Annotated in this window: 17 protein-coding genes; 8 read left to right on the top strand and 9 right to left on the bottom strand. The window is 36.2% G+C overall.

Annotation, left to right across the window (positions count from 1 at the left end):
- Nucleotides 1-4 precede the first annotated feature (4 nt).
- The 3 genes from AC1M36_RS16325 to AC1M36_RS16315 all read right to left on the bottom strand — a co-directional run bounded on the left by AC1M36_RS16325 (nt 5) and on the right by AC1M36_RS16315 (nt 2,447).
- Entirely contained in the window at nt 5-1,183 is a 1,179-nt protein-coding gene (locus AC1M36_RS16325; protein WP_000043198.1) for an NAD(P)/FAD-dependent oxidoreductase, read from the bottom strand.
- 44 nt (nt 1,184-1,227) lie between these two features.
- A complete protein-coding gene (locus AC1M36_RS16320) occupies nt 1,228-1,668 on the bottom strand; it encodes a DUF1641 domain-containing protein (protein ID WP_336453365.1) in 441 nt (146 codons plus the stop codon).
- A gap of 431 nt (nt 1,669-2,099) precedes the next feature.
- A complete protein-coding gene (locus AC1M36_RS16315) occupies nt 2,100-2,447 on the bottom strand; it encodes a winged helix-turn-helix transcriptional regulator (RefSeq protein ID WP_336453366.1) in 348 nt (115 codons plus the stop codon).
- 367 nt (nt 2,448-2,814) lie between these two features.
- On the opposite strand from AC1M36_RS16315, the gene AC1M36_RS16310 reads away from it, so the two are divergent.
- From AC1M36_RS16310 to AC1M36_RS16295, 4 genes are all read left to right on the top strand, one after another.
- Nucleotides 2,815-3,999, top strand: a complete 1,185-nt coding sequence (locus tag AC1M36_RS16310; protein ID WP_336453494.1) for an MFS transporter — start codon at nt 2,815-2,817, stop codon at nt 3,997-3,999.
- Nucleotides 3,999-4,838: an aldo/keto reductase gene (locus tag AC1M36_RS16305; RefSeq protein WP_420792370.1), complete on the top strand. Its 840-nt coding sequence runs from the start codon at nt 3,999-4,001 to the stop codon at nt 4,836-4,838. Before AC1M36_RS16310 ends, AC1M36_RS16305 begins: the two co-directional genes overlap by 1 nt.
- Nucleotides 4,839-4,987: 149 nt before the next feature.
- Complete coding sequence (locus AC1M36_RS16300; protein ID WP_336453367.1) at nt 4,988-5,548, top strand: biotin transporter BioY; 561 nt, start codon at nt 4,988-4,990, stop codon at nt 5,546-5,548.
- A 139-nt stretch (nt 5,549-5,687) separates the two neighbouring features.
- Nucleotides 5,688-6,608: a thioester domain-containing protein gene (locus AC1M36_RS16295; protein WP_336453368.1), complete on the top strand. Its 921-nt coding sequence runs from the start codon at nt 5,688-5,690 to the stop codon at nt 6,606-6,608.
- 32 nt (nt 6,609-6,640) lie between these two features.
- On the opposite strand, the gene AC1M36_RS16290 is transcribed toward AC1M36_RS16295, so the two are convergent.
- Nucleotides 6,641-7,279 carry an NAD(P)-dependent oxidoreductase gene (locus tag AC1M36_RS16290; protein ID WP_336453369.1) on the bottom strand — a complete coding sequence of 213 codons (639 nt, stop codon included), beginning with the start codon at nt 7,277-7,279 and terminating at the stop codon, nt 6,641-6,643.
- 315 nt (nt 7,280-7,594) lie between these two features.
- On the opposite strand from AC1M36_RS16290, the gene AC1M36_RS16285 reads away from it, so the two are divergent.
- The 3 genes from AC1M36_RS16285 to AC1M36_RS16275 all read left to right on the top strand — a co-directional run bounded on the left by AC1M36_RS16285 (nt 7,595) and on the right by AC1M36_RS16275 (nt 12,239).
- Complete coding sequence (locus AC1M36_RS16285; RefSeq protein WP_336453370.1) at nt 7,595-9,022, top strand: alanine/glycine:cation symporter family protein; 1,428 nt, start codon at nt 7,595-7,597, stop codon at nt 9,020-9,022.
- A gap of 324 nt (nt 9,023-9,346) precedes the next feature.
- The gene (locus tag AC1M36_RS16280) at nt 9,347-10,528 is read left to right on the top strand and encodes a NupC/NupG family nucleoside CNT transporter (RefSeq protein WP_336453371.1); all 1,182 of its coding nucleotides are present in this window, start codon (nt 9,347-9,349) and stop codon (nt 10,526-10,528) included.
- A 529-nt stretch (nt 10,529-11,057) separates the two neighbouring features.
- Nucleotides 11,058-12,239 (top strand): NupC/NupG family nucleoside CNT transporter, encoded by a 1,182-nt coding sequence (locus AC1M36_RS16275; protein ID WP_336453372.1) that lies wholly within the window; start codon nt 11,058-11,060, stop codon nt 12,237-12,239.
- A 25-nt stretch (nt 12,240-12,264) separates the two neighbouring features.
- Here AC1M36_RS16275 and AC1M36_RS16270 read toward each other — a convergent pair whose 3' ends face one another.
- The 3 genes from AC1M36_RS16270 to AC1M36_RS16260 all read right to left on the bottom strand — a co-directional run bounded on the left by AC1M36_RS16270 (nt 12,265) and on the right by AC1M36_RS16260 (nt 14,495).
- A complete protein-coding gene (locus AC1M36_RS16270) occupies nt 12,265-13,437 on the bottom strand; it encodes a DUF418 domain-containing protein (protein WP_336453373.1) in 1,173 nt (390 codons plus the stop codon).
- 172 nt (nt 13,438-13,609) lie between these two features.
- Complete coding sequence (locus AC1M36_RS16265) at nt 13,610-14,116, bottom strand: ferritin (RefSeq protein WP_016112449.1); 507 nt, start codon at nt 14,114-14,116, stop codon at nt 13,610-13,612.
- Nucleotides 14,117-14,171: 55 nt separating this feature from the next.
- Nucleotides 14,172-14,495 (bottom strand): MazG nucleotide pyrophosphohydrolase domain-containing protein, encoded by a 324-nt coding sequence (locus tag AC1M36_RS16260; RefSeq protein ID WP_479846043.1) that lies wholly within the window; start codon nt 14,493-14,495, stop codon nt 14,172-14,174.
- A gap of 73 nt (nt 14,496-14,568) precedes the next feature.
- On the opposite strand from AC1M36_RS16260, the gene AC1M36_RS16255 reads away from it, so the two are divergent.
- Nucleotides 14,569-15,147 carry an LOG family protein gene (locus AC1M36_RS16255; RefSeq protein ID WP_336453375.1) on the top strand — a complete coding sequence of 193 codons (579 nt, stop codon included), beginning with the start codon at nt 14,569-14,571 and terminating at the stop codon, nt 15,145-15,147.
- 18 nt (nt 15,148-15,165) lie between these two features.
- Here AC1M36_RS16255 and AC1M36_RS16250 read toward each other — a convergent pair whose 3' ends face one another.
- A complete protein-coding gene (locus tag AC1M36_RS16250) occupies nt 15,166-15,363 on the bottom strand; it encodes a hypothetical protein (protein ID WP_336453376.1) in 198 nt (65 codons plus the stop codon).
- Nucleotides 15,364-15,914: 551 nt separating this feature from the next.
- Nucleotides 15,915-16,352 carry a Dps family protein gene (locus tag AC1M36_RS16245; RefSeq protein ID WP_336453377.1) on the bottom strand — a complete coding sequence of 146 codons (438 nt, stop codon included), beginning with the start codon at nt 16,350-16,352 and terminating at the stop codon, nt 15,915-15,917.
- Nucleotides 16,353-16,504 lie beyond the last annotated feature (152 nt).

Below are 16,504 nucleotides of genomic sequence, written 5' to 3'. Positions count from 1 at the left end.
TGGATTAGTAAGCTAAGCTGAATAATCCTTTAATATGTGATAAGTAACGAACGTTACTTGCTTCTTTCATTAATGATGCTGGTAAACCTTTAAGTGGAGTATTGCTTGCTCCGATTGTAGCAACAGCATCTTTACGTCCTAGACTTGCAAGTGTTCCAGAGTTTACAGGTGCGAACTCTTCGAATGCTTTGCCTTCTAGTGCTGCGTATAAGTTGTATCCAATTAACTCACCCATTTGCCAAGCGATTTGTGCAGTTGGTGGGTATGGACGTCCGTCTGGAGCGAAGACAACAGCGCTGTCTCCAGCAACGAATACGTCTTTGTGAGAAGTAGATTGTAGGTATGCATCAACTGTTGCACGACCACGGTTTACTTCAAGACCTGATTCGCCGATTAATGGGTTACCTTGTACGCCGCCTGTCCAAACGAATGTGTTAGCAACAAGTTTTTGACCGTCTTTTAAGTCGATTTCATTGCCAGCAACGTTTGTTACAGGAAGACCTGTTAAGAATGTAACGCCGCGTGCTTCTAAGCTAGTAGTTGCACGTTCGATTAAGTGGTCTGGTAGTACTGGAAGGATTTTTGGACCTGCTTCAACAAGAAGAAGTTTAACTTCTTTTGGATTTACGCCGTGGCTTTTTGCAAGTTTAGGCATAATGTCAGCAAGCTCACCAACTAGCTCAACGCCAGTTAATCCGCCACCACCGATTACGATTGTAGCATCAGCTTCGTTTTTCGTTTTAGCGTATTCACGAATACGGTCTTCAACGTGTTTGTAGATTTTGTTTGCATCAGCAGCAGATTTTAATACCATGCTGTTTTCTTCTAGTCCTGGAATACCGAAGTAAGCAGTTTTACTTCCTAAAGCAACTACAAGTGCATCGTAAGATAAAGTAGTGCCGCCAGCTAGTTTGATTTCTTTGCTATCAACTGAGAATGACTCAACTGTTGCGATTTTAAGATCGATGTCTTTGCCTTTGAAAAGCTTTGTAAGTGGCATTGCAATTGCTTGTTCAGACACGTTACCAGCTGCAAGGCGGTGTAGTTCAGTGATGATTTGGTGTGTTGGGTATTGGTTAATCACTGTAACTTGTGCTTCTGATTTGCTGTAATATTTACGTACGTTTAAAGCGGCAAGAAGGCCGCCATAACCAGCGCCTAAGATGACAATTTGTTTTGACATAGTATGATATCCCCCGTCTTTACTAATTGTTGTTATAAGTTAAATTATTTATTGTTACGTTCTGCACTAATTTGAAGATAAGCATTGATGAAGCGGAACATTTTTTGTGCTTGTGGGTCTTTTAGTAATTTTAATAGACCGAATAGGCCGATAACTTCGTTGCTTTCGTCAGCACGATCTTTCGCTTCGATTGCAGTTGCAGCCATGCTTTTTACTGTATCTTTTACAGGTTCTACAAGCTCTTGGATTGCACCAACAGTGTCGCTTTTTAATACTTCATCAGTAGCAACAGTTTGAGCGAAGTCATAAGACTTAGTTAAAATGTTAACAAGCTCAGTTAATTTTGGAAGCTGTTCCACTAGTGTTGTTAATGATTCTTGTACCTCAGGTTTTAACAACTGATCAAGTACATCAAGTTGTCCTTGGCTAGCAGAAATTTGTACAGTTTCTTGTTCTGGCTTTGTTTGAGTCATAGTTTCTGGCATCTCCAATTCTCCTTTACGATAGCAATACTCTTATTTTTGATAAGTAAGATAGTAAACGTTTGCGAAACTTTATACAAAGTTTCACAAAACACAATAAAATGCCTTTAAATTTATGACAGCAAGTAAGCTGAAAACATAAATCCAAAACCATAATGTCTTACCTATTATTTATGAACTGTCCGATACATGGCTTGTCCGCATAATGGAAAGTTCCCTTATCGGAAAGTGTATATAATATATATCCTATATTATATACTATATACACCTATGTTAACATAAAAATGATTCCTAATTATTTGATATTGAGCGTATAACCTAGTACTGACAAGGCATGAAAGCGCATAAATTATTTTGTTTAGATAAGAAATGTACATATATATAAAGAGAGAAAGGGAAAAATGGACAAATTTATGTTCATTTTTTCCTTTTTCTTATTGTTCATCCCCTGTAATTAGCATCGATGTGTTACCGTTCTTTTCAAGATGGCACTCTCCCCATGTGCAAAGGGAATCGAGAATGGCTTCTAAGGACCAACCATAGTCGGTAAGTGAGTACTCAACTTTTGGCGGTACTTGATTATATACTTTTCTTTGAATAACTCCATCTTCTTCTAATTCACGCAATTGCTGTGTCAGCATCTTTTGTGTAATGCCAGGCATTAAACGTTTTAATTCACTTGTTCGTTTTGTCCCTTTTGTTAGATGACAAAGGATAACGACCTTCCATTTTCCGCCGATTACTTCTAAGGTTGCTTCTACAGGAATATTGTATTTCTTCATATATTACAACCCCTTTAACGAGTCTTTTCTAGTCATATGTTACTTTTTAGTACCTATAGTACTTAAAAGTACGTACTGTTTTTTACGTTGAACATGTTTCATAATAGCATACGTAAGAGGCAAATGAGTAGTACGTTACTAAAAGGTGCCTATGTTACTTTTAGGTACCTACCGTACTTTCAAGTGCGTTCTTTCAAAAAAGAATGAAACCATTCATAATAGCAGTTATGAGCAGTAAAACTGTTTTATTAGAAGATAAAAAGGCCTTTTTATCATACTATTATGATTGGATTTCTCGTATTAAGGAGGAGTTCAATTGAATTCATATACAGTACCTTCTTCTGGTGTTCAAACGAATAGAAGAAGTATGTTTGCCTTATTAGCATTAGCAATTAGTGCGTTTGGCATTGGTACAACCGAATTTATTAGCGTCGGTTTATTACCATCTATTTCGAAAGATTTACATGTTTCTGTTACAACGGCTGGTTTAACCGTTTCTCTATATGCGTTAGGAACGGCATTTGGCGCACCTGTTTTAACGTCGTTAACAGCTAGTATGTCACGGAAAACGTTATTAATGTGGATTATGATTGTCTTCATTATTGGTAATAGTATTGCAGGGATGTCAACAAGTTTTGGTGTACTTCTTGTTGCGAGGGTTATATCTGCATTTGCTCATGGTGTATTTATGTCGATTGGTTCAACGATTGCGGCAGCTCTTGTACCAGAACATAAACGAGCTAGTGCGATTGCTTTTATGTTCACGGGTTTAACAGTTGCAACCATTACAGGTGTCCCGATTGGAACATTTATTGGTCAACAATTTGGCTGGAGAGCTTCGTTTATGGTTATTGTGGCAATTGGAGTTGTTGCTTTAGTAGCTAACGGTATGCTCATTCCATCGAATTTACGAAAAGGTGCATCGGTATCTTTTCGCGATCAATTAAAGCTTGTAACAAATGGAAGGCTATTACTTGTTTTCGTTATTACTGCATTAGGATACGGTGGAACATTTGTAACGTTTACGTATTTGTCCCCATTATTACAAGAAGTAACAGGCTTTAAAGCAAGTACAGTTACGGTTATTTTGTTAGTGTATGGGATTGCAATCGCAATTGGAAATATGATTGGCGGTAAGCTATCTAATCGCAACCCAATTCGTGCATTGTTTTTTATGTTTTTCATTCAGGCAATTGTGTTATTTGTGCTTGCATTTACAGCGCCATTTAAGGTAGCAGGGTTAATTACAATTATTTTAATGGGATTATTCGCGTTTATGAATGTTCCGGGATTACAAGTATATGTCGTGATATTAGCTGAGCGCTTCGTACCAAGCGCTGTCGATATTGCATCTGCTATGAATATTGCGGCCTTTAATGCAGGAATCGCTCTTGGGGCTTACTTAGGCGGTATTGTAACGAATTCATTAGGGTTAATTCATACAGCGTGGGTAGGTGCGATTATGGTAGTCGGTGCAGTTGTTTTAACGGCATGGAGTATGAGTTTAGAAAAGAGAGATCAAATGAAAAATGTAAAGGAGAGAAGAGTATAATGAAAAATTTACAAAGTACAACAACATTGCATAACGGCGTAGAGATGCCTTGGTTTGGTTTAGGGGTATTTAAAGTAGAGGATGGACCAGAACTTGTAGAGGCTGTAAAAACAGCAATTAAAGAAGGATACCGTAGTATTGATACAGCTGCAATTTATGGAAATGAAAAAGCTGTAGGAGAAGGTATTCGTGCGGGGATAAAAGAAGCGGGAATTTCTAGAGAAGATTTATTCATTACTTCAAAAGTTTGGAACTCAGATCAAGGCTATGAAGGAGCATTAGCTGCATACGACGAAAGTCTGAAAAAGCTGGAGCTTGATTATTTAGATTTATATCTTGTTCATTGGCCTGTAGAGGGAAAATATAAAGATACATGGAGAGCATTAGAAAAGCTATATAAAGAAGGACGCGTACGTGCGATTGGCGTGAGTAATTTCCAAATTCATCATTTGAAAGATGTAATGGAAGGTGCAGAAGTGAAACCAATGATTAACCAAGTCGAGTACCATCCTCGTTTAACCCAAAAAGAATTACAGGGCTTCTGTCGTGAACAAGGTATTCAAATGGAGGCATGGTCACCTCTTATGCAAGGGCAGTTACTAGATAATTCTACATTACAAGAAATTGCAGATAAATACGGAAAAACAACTGCGCAAATTATTTTGCGCTGGGACCTGCAAAATGAAGTTGTAACAATTCCAAAATCAACGAAAGAGCATCGTATTATCCAAAATGCGGATATCTTCAATTTTGAATTAACAAAAGAAGATATGGAACAAATCGATGCATTAAACCAAAATCATCGCGTTGGTCCAGATCCAGATAACTTTGATTTTTAATAGAGAATAGAAAAAAAGGGTGCAAAAAAGAAGATTTGCGCCCTTTTTTGTGTTATTAGAAAACTAAATATTCAAACAAAAGTGTTTACTCCTTATATTGAATAAGATATCTTAAATTTATAATATAAACTTTTCCTAGGGAGGCACATATGAATAATCATCGTACAAACCATTTTCGCATGTTAATTGTTACTGCACTATTTGCTGCTATTATTGGTATTTTGGCCCAAGTTACAATTCCTTTGCCGCTCGTTCCGATAACAGGTCAAACGCTAGCGATTGGTCTTACTGCTACAATTTTAGGTTCACGTTATGGCACTTTATCTGTATTATTATATGTTTTAATTGGTGCAACTGGAATTCCTGTTTATGCTGGATTTAGTGGCGGTCTATCTGTTTTATTCGGTCCCACAGGTGGCTTTCTGTTAGCCTTTATCCCAACGGCTTTTTTAATTGGTTTATTAACTGAAAAAACAAAACTAACATTTTGGAATTCATTAATGGCAAATATTTTAGGGATGCTTGTGACATTAACGATTGGAACTGTGTTTTTAAAGTATGTGGCTTCATTAGGATGGCAAGCAGCTTTCCTGGGCGGTTTTGTTCCTTTCCTAATTGTAGGTGTAATAAAAGCTGCGTTAGCTGCATGGATTGGAATAAAAGTGCGAGGAGCATTAGTGCGTTCAAAATTATTGTTACAAGAAAACTAAATGATGGTAGAAACACGCGCAAGCTGATTCCTGCGCGTGTTTTTTTAGTGTTCTAAGAAAGAGGAAGTAATGTATAAAAAATTCTTTTAACTAGATACTATACAGTAGTAAATTTGTTATTTCATAAGGGGTTGTAAACATGAATATTAAACAATCGTATAAGTTATTGGTTGCTTTTTTGAGTGTTTTATTTGTATTTGCGAACTTATTATTCCCACTCCAAAAAGCATCCGCAGAAGTCATGGATCATACAAAGTATCAAATGGATTGGAGTTATAGTAAATCATTAAAGAAACCAATCCGAACGGAACTTATTAAAACAGCAGATGGAAAAATAGCGTACTGCTTAGATGTGTTTTTGAAATCACCAAGCGGTCAAGATTTACCTGAAATAGGTAAGGTGGACATAGGTGTGTACCGTGTATTGTTAAATGGTTACCCACAAAAAAGTCCACAAGAATTAGGTGTATCTGATTGGAGAGAGGCGCACTATGCGACGCAACTTGCTGTATGGAATGCGCTTGGACAAGTGAGTATCGATGATTTAGATTTTCGTAATAAAAATGTAGAGAAATTAACGAAAGACATTGTTGCAAAAGCAAATAGTAGTGAAGAAGTACAAGAAATCACAATGAGCGTTACGCCGTCGGAAAAACAAGAAGCAGTATTAAAAGGTGAGTTCTTTGAGACTGTTTTATATACAGTGCAAACAAATGCAAAGAGTGGAACATACACAGTGCAAGCAACTGGTGCGCCACAAGGAGCTAAGTTTGTGAATGAAAAAGGCGAAGAAAAAACACAATTTAACGTAGGTGAAAAGTTCCGTATTTTAATTCCAAAAGCGGCACCATCTGGTGAATTTAGCTTTAAAGTATCTGGTAATTTAACGAAATTACAAGGTATTGAACATAAGGGAACGGAAACGATTCAAGATGCAGTAGTGTTATTAGAGCGTAGTGAAGAGAAAACAAGCCCGGATTTAGCGGTAAGTTGGAAAAAAGCTGAAGTTCCTCAGAAGCCGAATCAACCTAATAAACCTTCTACACCGTACAAAAGATAAAAAGTGCTGGCGTTTGCCAGCACTTTTTATTATTACTCAGCTTCAGAAACAACTGTAAAGCGTTCGTTCACATGTTTTGGATTTTCAATTTCATCAAGTGCTGCTACGGCAAAGTCTTCGTAGCTTACGTAGCTATCGCCTTTTTCGTTAACAAGAAGGTGATCTTTACCTGCTTTGTAAGAACCAGTACGTTTTCCTAATGCGAATAGGGCAGAAGGGCTAATGAATGTCCAAGTGATATCATTTGTTTGTTGTAAGATTTCCAAGTTTTTACCTTGATTTTGAGCCGTTGCAAGGTATTCTTTCGGGAAACCTGGTGTGTCAAATACACGTGTTGTCTTTGCTTCATCAACAAATAAGCTTCCAGCGCCTCCAACAACAAGTAATTTTGTGTTAGGTGCACCTTTCATTGCTTCAATTAATACGTTTCCTGCCTCTACATGAAGATGTTCTTTGCCTGCAGGAGCGCCAAATGCGTTCACTACTACATCAAATGTTTGTAGATCATTAGCGGTAAGATCGAAAACATCTTTTTCTAAAATTTTTACATCATCTTCTGTAATTTTTGTAGCGTTCCTTACGATTGCGGTTACTTCATGTCCGCGATCTAATGCTTCTTTTAAAATGCGACTTCCAGCTTTTCCACTTGCTCCGATAATTCCGATTTTCATAAGGAATCCCTCCAAATAATTGTTATAAGTGTATATCTGAAAAATGAATGAATGTCTTTTAAGTAGGTTTGTAACCACTAGTTGTAACTATTATAGTTACAGATTTATTTTTTGTCAATTGCTTTGTCTATGAAAAATATTTCTGTATATAGTATGTGCGTTTCTAAAAATAAAGAGTTAGATTTTCTTCCATATAACATGTGTATGTTAGGAAATCTAACATATGGAAGTAATATCCTGTCGAAAGATGTTGATTTTTGAATATTTTTTGAATATAATTCAATTTATGAAGAGAAAAGGGAGGGGACTAATCGTATGAATATTTTAGAACAGTTCGTTTCATCAACGAATACGATTCTTTGGTCATATATTCTTATTGCAATGTTAATAGGTCTAGGGCTTTATTTTTCTATCAAGTTAAAATTTGTACAAATTAGCCATTTAGGGGAAATGGTACGTTTGATGAGTGACGGGTTAACTGGAAAGACACGTAAAAAGGGCAGCGTATCTTCTTTCCAAGCTTTCTGTATGAGTTCAGCAGCCCGCATTGGGATTGGTAACTTAGCTGGTGTAGCGTTAGCGATTTCTATGGGAGGACCCGGCGCAGTATTTTGGATGTGGGTAATCGCAATTATTGGAGCATCTTCCAGTTTCGTAGAAAGTACACTTGCACAAATTTATAAAATAAAAGATGGCAGTGGATTCCGTGGTGGTCCTGCTTATTATATGGAAAAAGGTTTAAATAAACGTTGGATGGGAATATGGTTTTCTATTCTTATCACAATTAGTTACGGTTTAATTTTTAACTCAGTACAGGCAAATACAGTTACGCTAGCATTTAAAAATGCATTCGGTTTAGAGCGTTATGTTGTAGGGATCGTATTAGCTGTATTAGTCGCAGTTATTATTTTTGGTGGTGTTAAGAGTATAGCGCGCATGTCAGAAATGATTGTTCCACCAATGGCAATCCTTTATATTGGAGTAGCTATCTTTGTTGTTATTAAAAACTTCTATTTACTACCAGATGTTTTTACAGAAATCTTTAAAGGTGCATTTGGCTTAGATTCAGCTGTAGGTGGCGGTATTGGAGCGGCAATGAAGTATGGTATTCAACGTGGATTATTTGCGAACGAAGCAGGTATGGGTAGTGCGCCGAATGCGGCTGCGACAGCAGATGTAACGCATCCAGCGAAACAAGGATTTATTCAAACAATTGGAGTTTTAGTAGATACATTTTTAGTATGTACATCAACGGCGTTTATCGTATTATGTTCTGGTGCATATAAGGCAACGAACTTAGAAGGAATTGAATTAACGCAAAAAGCACTAAGCTCGCAAATTGGCCCATGGGCAAGTAGCTTCTTAGCGATTATTATTTTCTTATTTGCGTTCAGTTCACTTCTAGGAAACTATTATTATGGTGAAACAAATATTGAATTCATTAAACAAAGTAAAACTTGGTTAATGATTTATCGTGCTGCGGTAGTTGGAATGGTGCTATTCGGTTCTGTTGCGACGCTTCAAGTCGTATGGAATATGGCAGATTTATTTATGGGTCTAATGGTAATCACAAACTTAATTGCGATTACGCTTCTTGGCCGATTCGCATATGCTGCGTTGGCAGACTATGTAAAGCAAAAGAAACAAGGAAAAGATCCAGTCTTCAGTGCAGATTCTATTCCAGGTTTAACAAATACAGAGTGTTGGGACAAGCCAGTAGTTGAAAAAGAAAAAGCTGTATAGTGAAATGGAAAACGAGCATCAAGTCGAACTTGATGCTCGTTTTTTGGTGGGGATAAGTTAGAGGGGATGAGGTGAAAAGCGAACGTTAAATTGAGTTTTATAAGAAAATGTATTTTTTTTAGAAATATGAAGATGTGAATTAGAATTTATGTTAGAATGTATAAGGTCTTTCCAGATAAGAGGTAAGGCGGTTTTAATTCTTAATATACATATTTTTATGTGTTAAATAAAAGTTCGGATTATTTCTTGTTTTCTATGGTCAGACGTTCAACGTTAAATAATTTTCTAGAGCGTTGAATAAGGTTTAAATGGAGGATTTTATCTATGAAATTTGTTATGTTTCTTGTAGGATTACTCGTTGTATTTATACTCGGTTTTCTTATAAGTGCGGATCGAAAGAAAATTAAGTATAAACCAATTGGGATTATGCTTGTTATTCAGTTGGCATTATCGTACTTCTTATTAAATACACAAATTGGTTATATTTTAGTAAAAGGGATTTCTGACGGCTTTGGAGCATTGCTTGCATATGCGGAGTCTGGAATCGTTTTCGTATTTGGTGGTCTTGTTAATAAAGGAGAGGTTTCATTCTTCTTAACAGCATTATTACCAATTGTATTCTTTGCTGTATTAATTGGCATTTTGCAGCACTTTAAAATTTTACCGTTATTCATTCGTTCAGTTGGTTTCTTATTAAGTAAAGTAAATGGTCTAGGAAAACTAGAATCATATAATGCCGTAGCGGCAGCGATTGTTGGACAGGCAGAAGTGTTTATTACGGTGAAAGATCAATTAAGTAAAATTCCAAAGCATCGTTTATATACACTTTGTGCGTCGTCTATGTCGACAGTATCGATGTCAATCGTTGGTTCTTATATGAAAATGATTGATCCAAAATATGTAGTAACAGCACTTGTATTAAATTTATTTAGTGGGTTTATCATTATTCATATTATTAATCCTTATGACATTACTGAAGAAGAAGATACACTTAAGTTAGAAAATAAACAAAAGCAATCGTTCTTCGAAATGCTTAGCGAATATATTATGCTTGGTTTTACAATAGCAGTAACAGTAGCTGCAATGTTACTTGGATTTGTTGCATTAATTACAGCAATTAACAGCTTGTTTGATTCTGTATTCGGTATCACATTCCAGGCTATACTAGGATACATTTTCTCACCACTTGCCTTTGTAATGGGTATTCCACAAGCAGAAATGGTAACAGCGGGACAAATTATGGCGACAAAATTAGTATCAAACGAATTTGTTGCGATGCTTGATCTTGGAAAAGTAGGGGGAGAATTATCAGCTCGTACAGTTGGTATTCTATCCGTATTCCTTGTATCGTTTGCAAACTTTTCATCTATTGGAATTATCGCAGGTGCAACGAAAGGGATTGATGAAAATCAATCAAACGTTGTTTCTTCATTTGGATTAAGACTTGTATATGGTGCAACGTTAGTAAGTATTTTATCAGCAATTATTGTTGGGGTTATGTTATAGAAATAAAAAGCAGTGAGCATGAGCTTACTGCTTTTTTGTATTCATTAAAAATAATATAATTAGAAAAAACATGTTACTATATAGATGGGAAGGGGACGAGAAAATAGTAAATGAAATTTTATCGGCGATTTTTCAAATATATCGACTATTTCTCAGCATATATCGGCGCAAATTAAAATATATCAGCGATTCGACAAGGGATATCGATGTTTCGGCGAATAACGACAAGAAGTATATTGCATCGAGAGAGAGGGAAGGGATAAATTTACATATGATTTCTTTGAAATTTATGTTGCATTTCAATTAGATAACGCTTACAATTTGGTTTGTAGGTGGTATCAATTTCAGACTTTAAATACGGTAGGGAAGAAGAGACTACCTGTTATAAATTGCAATTTATGTAAACGCTTACTGATTTTAGGTTATAGTTTAAAGTAAATAGTATTTAGGGGTTCTTATTTTTTTAATATCAATGGTCAGACGTCATTCGTTGGACGACAGATAACTTATGGAAGTGGAGGATTCACATATGAAACTAGTTATGTTTCTAGTTGGTTTACTTGTTGTATTTGTACTAGGTTTCCTTGTAAGTTCAGATCGTAAGAAAATTAAGTATAAACCAATTGCAATTATGCTTGTTATTCAATTAGCATTGGCATACTTCTTATTAAATACAAAGATTGGATTTGTATTAGTAAAAGGAATTTCGGATGGTTTTGGTGCCATTTTAAAATATGCAGAAGCAGGGGTTAATTTCGTATTTGGTGGTTTAGCAAATGATGGACAAGCACCATTTTTCTTAACGGTATTATTACCAATTATCTTCTTAGCGGTATTGATTGGTATTTTGCAACATATTAAAATTTTACCGATTATTATTCGTGCAGTCGGTTTCGTATTAAGTAAAATAAATGGTCTAGGAAAACTAGAATCATATAATGCAGTAGCAGCGGCAATCGTTGGTCAAGGTGAAGTATTTATTACAGTAAAAGACCAATTAAGTAAATTACCAAAAAATCGTTTATATACACTTTGTGCGTCTTCAATGTCAACGGTATCGATGTCAATCGTCGGTTCTTATATGAAAATGATTGATCCAAAATATGTAGTAACGGCACTTGTCTTAAACTTATTTAGTGGATTCATTATCGTTCATATTATTAATCCTTATGACATTAGTGAAGAAGAGGACATTTTAGAATTACAAGAAGATAAAAAGCAAACGTTCTTTGAAATGTTAGGCGAGTATATTATGCTTGGATTCTCTATCGCAGTAACAGTAGCGGCGATGTTAATTGGTTTCGTAGCATTAATTACAGCAATTAACGGTGTATTTGATTCTATTTTCGGCATTACATTCCAAAGCATTTTAGGATATGTGTTCTCACCATTAGCATTTGTAATGGGTATTCCAACATCAGAGATGCTAGCAGCAGGACAAATTATGGCAACAAAATTAGTAACAAACGAATTTGTTGCGATGCTTGATTTAGGAAAAGTAGCTGGTGATTTATCAGCTCGTACAGTAGGTATTTTATCAATCTTCCTTGTATCTTTCGCAAACTTCTCATCTATTGGGATTATCGCAGGAGCAACGAAGAGTATCGATGGAAAACAAGCGAATGTTGTATCTTCTTTCGGATTAAAACTTGTGTATGGTGCAACGTTAGTAAGTATATTATCAGCGGTTATCGTTGGGGTTATGCTATAAAATAAGGAAAGCAATGAGCTTGGGCTCATTGCTTTTTTTTCATTACCTTATGCTTAAAAGCAGGCCTTTTCAAATAAGTTCCAAGCCGCCATACGTATTCAACAGGCCCTATACGATACCTTTGTAGCCAATAGGTACTAGCATATAATTGAATGCTATAAATTCCAATCGTCAATACGATGCCAAAGAAGTAACCGATTTTTCCATATAATCCGAAACCGTACGCATAAAAAATCGTAGTAGCAATGATAGTCTGTGCTAAATAGTTACTAACTGACATTTTACCCATATTAGCCACATACTCAAGTAAGCGTAATGCTTTTTTGTAATGGAATAAGAGAATAATTGAGCTTCCGTAAAAAAGGGCCATTCCTAATGGTGAAACACTGTCTTTTAGCATAATGAGGATCGGTTGCTGTGTTAATAATGCTAAGATTTTTACTGTGAAAGAAAAGATACCACTGATAAGCCAAAGTTTTTTGAGGGAAGATACATGTTTATCTATTTCAAACAGCCATCCTTTTTTCCCGACATATATTCCTAGCAAGAACAGCGGAGCCATTAGAATGATCATTAAAAAGGTTAGAAGAAATCCCCCGGAAAATCCAGTGATTCCAATATCTTCGAATGGATTTTCGTAGAGGCGGAATTTTATATGATCTGTATAACTCCCGGTTTTGTGGACTGTTTGTTCTTTTTCAATATAGGAGGAAAAATCATCTACATTTGCATTGGACTCAAAAGGGTAAGAAATAAACATAGTAAATGCTAGTAAGATAAAGGCCCAAATAAGCAATGTTTTTGGTTTTCGATTGATGAACATCATTAAGAAAATCCCTACAATCCCATATGCAAATAAAATGTCTCCACTCCAAATAAATATACCGTGAATATATCCAAGAATTAGTAAAATAATAATTCGTCGTATATAAATCGGAAAGAAACGCTTTTCTTTTGCGAGAATGCTCTTTTGCAGCAGAATAATACTAAGACCAAATAGAAAGGAGAATAGGGAAATGAAGTTGTGTGTACCAAAAAATTCAATAAACCAGTTGGCTCCTTCATCAATCTTTCCGAACACATAAGTAGGTTGGTCAGCGCTAAACATTCCAAACTGAATTAATGTCATATTAACGAGCAAAATGCCGAATAAAGAAAAGCCGCGAACTGAGTCGATTGCCTCTAGGCGTTGTTTCATAGTTTTTCTCCTTTTCTTTTTGTTTTTCTTTGAAAATAATACCATTAATAATGGAAGTCCTATGCAGAATGAATGGAAATTTAAGGTGATTTTAATGGAAGCTTAAGGTAAGTGGATATTTGGGAGAGAAAATAAAAATCACCTTAACAAACTTGTTAAGGTGATCGGCTTATTACTCAGCAGGAGGAGTAAAAGTACGTTTTTCTAATTCCGCATCTAACATAAATAAAGCGTTAGAATCGCTTGTAATACGTTTTAGTTTCTGAATGATGCTGTCGAAAGAAGCTTCTTCTTCAACTTGTTCGTCAACGAACCATTTCAAGAACGTAATTGTTGCATGCTCACGCTCATCCCAAGCGATATCAGATAGATTATAAATACGCTTTGTTACTTCACGTTCATGCTCAAGTGCGATTTCAAATGCACTTAAAACAGATTCGTACTCATTGTTCGGATTTTCGAATCCAGTAATAATCGCACGCTCTCCGCGGTCATTAATATAATTATAAAGCTTCATTGCGTGGAAACGCTCTTCTTCTGCTTGTACAAGGAAAAAGTTTGCAAATCCATCATAGCTTTCTGCCGTGCAGTAAGCAGCCATTGCCATATAAACATGGGCAGAGTAAAATTCAAAGTTCATTTGATCATTAAGTGCATCGTGTAATTTAGTAGATAACATAAAAATCCTCCCTTGTATAATATCGGGAATATTATATCATAATTGATAAATATTCTCATTTAGTTTCTTGGAAACGTTTAGATAGTTTTTCTACATGTGCTTCCATAATATCCTGTAAGTCTAAATCATATTTTTGAGAAAGAATAATGAGGTTGGAAAGTACATCCCCAAGTTCTTCTTTTAACTCTATTTTCAATTCTTCTTCTTGCTTTTCCTGCTCATCTGGGCGATCACGTCCAATTTCAATCGCGCGCACAACGCGTGAAACTTCGCCTACTTCTTCCACTAAGAAATTTAAGCGAATAAAAGAGTTATATTGTGACCAGCTTCGTTTTTCGTAAAAATCCTCGATCCATCTTTGAAATTCGACTATATTCACTTCTTCCTCATCCCCTCAATATGTTGTACAATGTTAATTGTATCATAACAATATATAGTTTTGGGGTGTAGGTATGAGAAAGATTTGTGTGTTTGCAGGTTCTAATTTAGGAGAGAGATCTGAGTTTAAGGAGCAAGCAATCAAGCTTGGAGAGGTGCTGGTTCAAAATAATTGTGAATTAGTATACGGCGGTTCATGTGTTGGTTTAATGGGGGAAGTGGCCAATGAAGTGTTACGCTTAGGCGGGCGTGTAACGGGCGTTATGCCTCGTGGTTTATTTCGTGGGGAGATTGTTCATGAAGGATTAACAGAATTAATTGAAGTAGAAACAATGCATGAACGTAAAGCAAAAATGGGAGAGCTTGCGGATGCATTTATTGCATTGCCAGGTGGCTATGGAACATTTGAAGAATTATTCGAGGTTGTATGTTGGTCACAAATTGGGATTCATGATAAACCAGTTGGGTTATTAAATATTAAAGATTTTTACGGGCCAATTCTGCAAATGGTCGATCGTGCAGCAGAAGAAGGATTTATGAATCCATCTAATAAAGAGTTAATTGTTTCAGCAACTACTGCGGATGAATTGATTCAGAAAATGCAAGATTATAAACGACCTGTTATGGGGAATAAGTGGAAGCAGTTATCATAATAAGAAGAGGCATTCCGTTCATTTAGGAATGCCTTTAGAGTTGTCTTTCTTAGTTTTCTTATATAAGTACCAACCGCCCCAACCACCAGCGATGGCGAGGACAATGAGGAAAGGATAGCTTCTTGTGTCTACGGTCAGATTGAAAATATTCGCTATTCCTAAAGCAATTCCAACAGTTAATAAGGCGAAAAATGCTCGAATCAAATAGTCTTTCAACTGAACCACTCCCGTCATTTAATGGTATATCTACCTAAATGATATTACGTAGAAGGAAATATCGGACTTTTCTATATTTTAACATAAAAACGTTTGAGATATATAGATATAATAATAAAACCCTCTCAACATAAATTGAGAGGGTTTTATGGGGTTCTTTAGCGTAGCGAGCCGCTTGCGCTTTTAGTGGTATCCAGCTTCAGCGGCTAGAATGTTCGGTGGCTTCGCTTCTTCCTGCGAGGCAAAAAGCGCCTCTACGTCAGAAACTCCATCCTCCTCACATTCTGAGCGAGCCGCTTGCGCTTTTAGTGGCATCCAGCTCCGGTGACAAGCTCTTCGTGTCTAAGAACCTTCCGCATAAGAAGGCAAAAAGCGCCTTCTATGCGAAAGAACCTTAGCCATTCAGAGCTGAACGAGCCACCTACGCTTTTAGAGATATCCAGCTCCAGCGGCTAGAACAGTCGGTCATTTCACTCCTTCATTCGAGGCAAAAAGCGCCTCGGAATCAGGAGTTCCAATGCCCTCCTGTTCTAAACGAGCCGCTTGCGCTTTTAGTTTAAGAATGCACGTAGCATCCATACGTGTTTTTCTAGTTCTGTGTAGATACCAAGTAGTAAGTCAGATGTCATTTCGTCGTCAGCGTCTTGTGCGATTTCCATACCTTTTTTTAGTTCGCCTAGCATCATTTCGTAGTCTTTCATAATTGCTTCGACCATCCCTTCTGCAGTTTCTCCGTAAGCCGCTTCTTGAATAGAAGATCGTTCTAAGTATTCTTTCATTGTCGCTACTGGTTTGCCGCCAATTGCTAAAATGCGCTCTGCAATTTCATCGATGTGTCCAGCTGCTTCTGTATAAAATTGTTCAAATTTCTCGTGTAGTGTAAAGAATTGAGGTCCTTTTACATACCAATGGAAGTTGTGTAGTTTTGTAAATAATACGTTCCAGTCTGCTACCTGTTTGTTTAATACTTCGATTACTTGTGTGTTCATATGATCAATCTCCTTCTGAGTTATTTATTATGTTGTATTTTTTATTAATTTATAATTATTATAATCTAGTAATTTGTATAAATCAACCTTTTTCCAAACATTATTTTTGAACATTTTTTGAACTAGGTGTAATGTGATATTGCAATATGTGT

This window comes from Bacillus sp. Medicinal_06 (assembly GCF_056711665.1).
Note: the sequence above shows the minus strand (reverse complement) of the source record. Positions and strands in the feature narration are given on the sequence as shown.

Bases quoted from the DNA above. Each gene is read 5' to 3' on its own strand.
- AC1M36_RS16325 (WP_000043198.1), bottom strand. From the start codon at position 1,183: ATGTCAAAACAAATTGTCATCTTAGGCGCTGGTTATGGCGGCCTTCTT.
- AC1M36_RS16305 (WP_420792370.1), top strand. From the start codon at position 3,999: ATGAAAAATTTACAAAGTACAACAACATTGCATAACGGCGTAGAGATG.
- AC1M36_RS16285 (WP_336453370.1), top strand. From the start codon at position 7,595: ATGAATATTTTAGAACAGTTCGTTTCATCAACGAATACGATTCTTTGG.
- AC1M36_RS16320 (WP_336453365.1), bottom strand. From the start codon at position 1,668: ATGCCAGAAACTATGACTCAAACAAAGCCAGAACAAGAAACTGTACAA.
- AC1M36_RS16300 (WP_336453367.1), top strand. From the start codon at position 4,988: ATGAATAATCATCGTACAAACCATTTTCGCATGTTAATTGTTACTGCA.
- AC1M36_RS16270 (WP_336453373.1), bottom strand. From the start codon at position 13,437: ATGAAACAACGCCTAGAGGCAATCGACTCAGTTCGCGGCTTTTCTTTA.
- AC1M36_RS16275 (WP_336453372.1), top strand. From the start codon at position 11,058: ATGAAACTAGTTATGTTTCTAGTTGGTTTACTTGTTGTATTTGTACTA.
- AC1M36_RS16255 (WP_336453375.1), top strand. From the start codon at position 14,569: ATGAGAAAGATTTGTGTGTTTGCAGGTTCTAATTTAGGAGAGAGATCT.
- AC1M36_RS16295 (WP_336453368.1), top strand. From the start codon at position 5,688: ATGAATATTAAACAATCGTATAAGTTATTGGTTGCTTTTTTGAGTGTT.
- AC1M36_RS16245 (WP_336453377.1), bottom strand. From the start codon at position 16,352: ATGAACACACAAGTAATCGAAGTATTAAACAAACAGGTAGCAGACTGG.
- AC1M36_RS16265 (WP_016112449.1), bottom strand. From the start codon at position 14,116: ATGTTATCTACTAAATTACACGATGCACTTAATGATCAAATGAACTTT.
- AC1M36_RS16280 (WP_336453371.1), top strand. From the start codon at position 9,347: ATGAAATTTGTTATGTTTCTTGTAGGATTACTCGTTGTATTTATACTC.
- AC1M36_RS16315 (WP_336453366.1), bottom strand. From the start codon at position 2,447: ATGAAGAAATACAATATTCCTGTAGAAGCAACCTTAGAAGTAATCGGC.
- AC1M36_RS16310 (WP_336453494.1), top strand. From the start codon at position 2,815: ATGTTTGCCTTATTAGCATTAGCAATTAGTGCGTTTGGCATTGGTACA.
- AC1M36_RS16290 (WP_336453369.1), bottom strand. From the start codon at position 7,279: ATGAAAATCGGAATTATCGGAGCAAGTGGAAAAGCTGGAAGTCGCATT.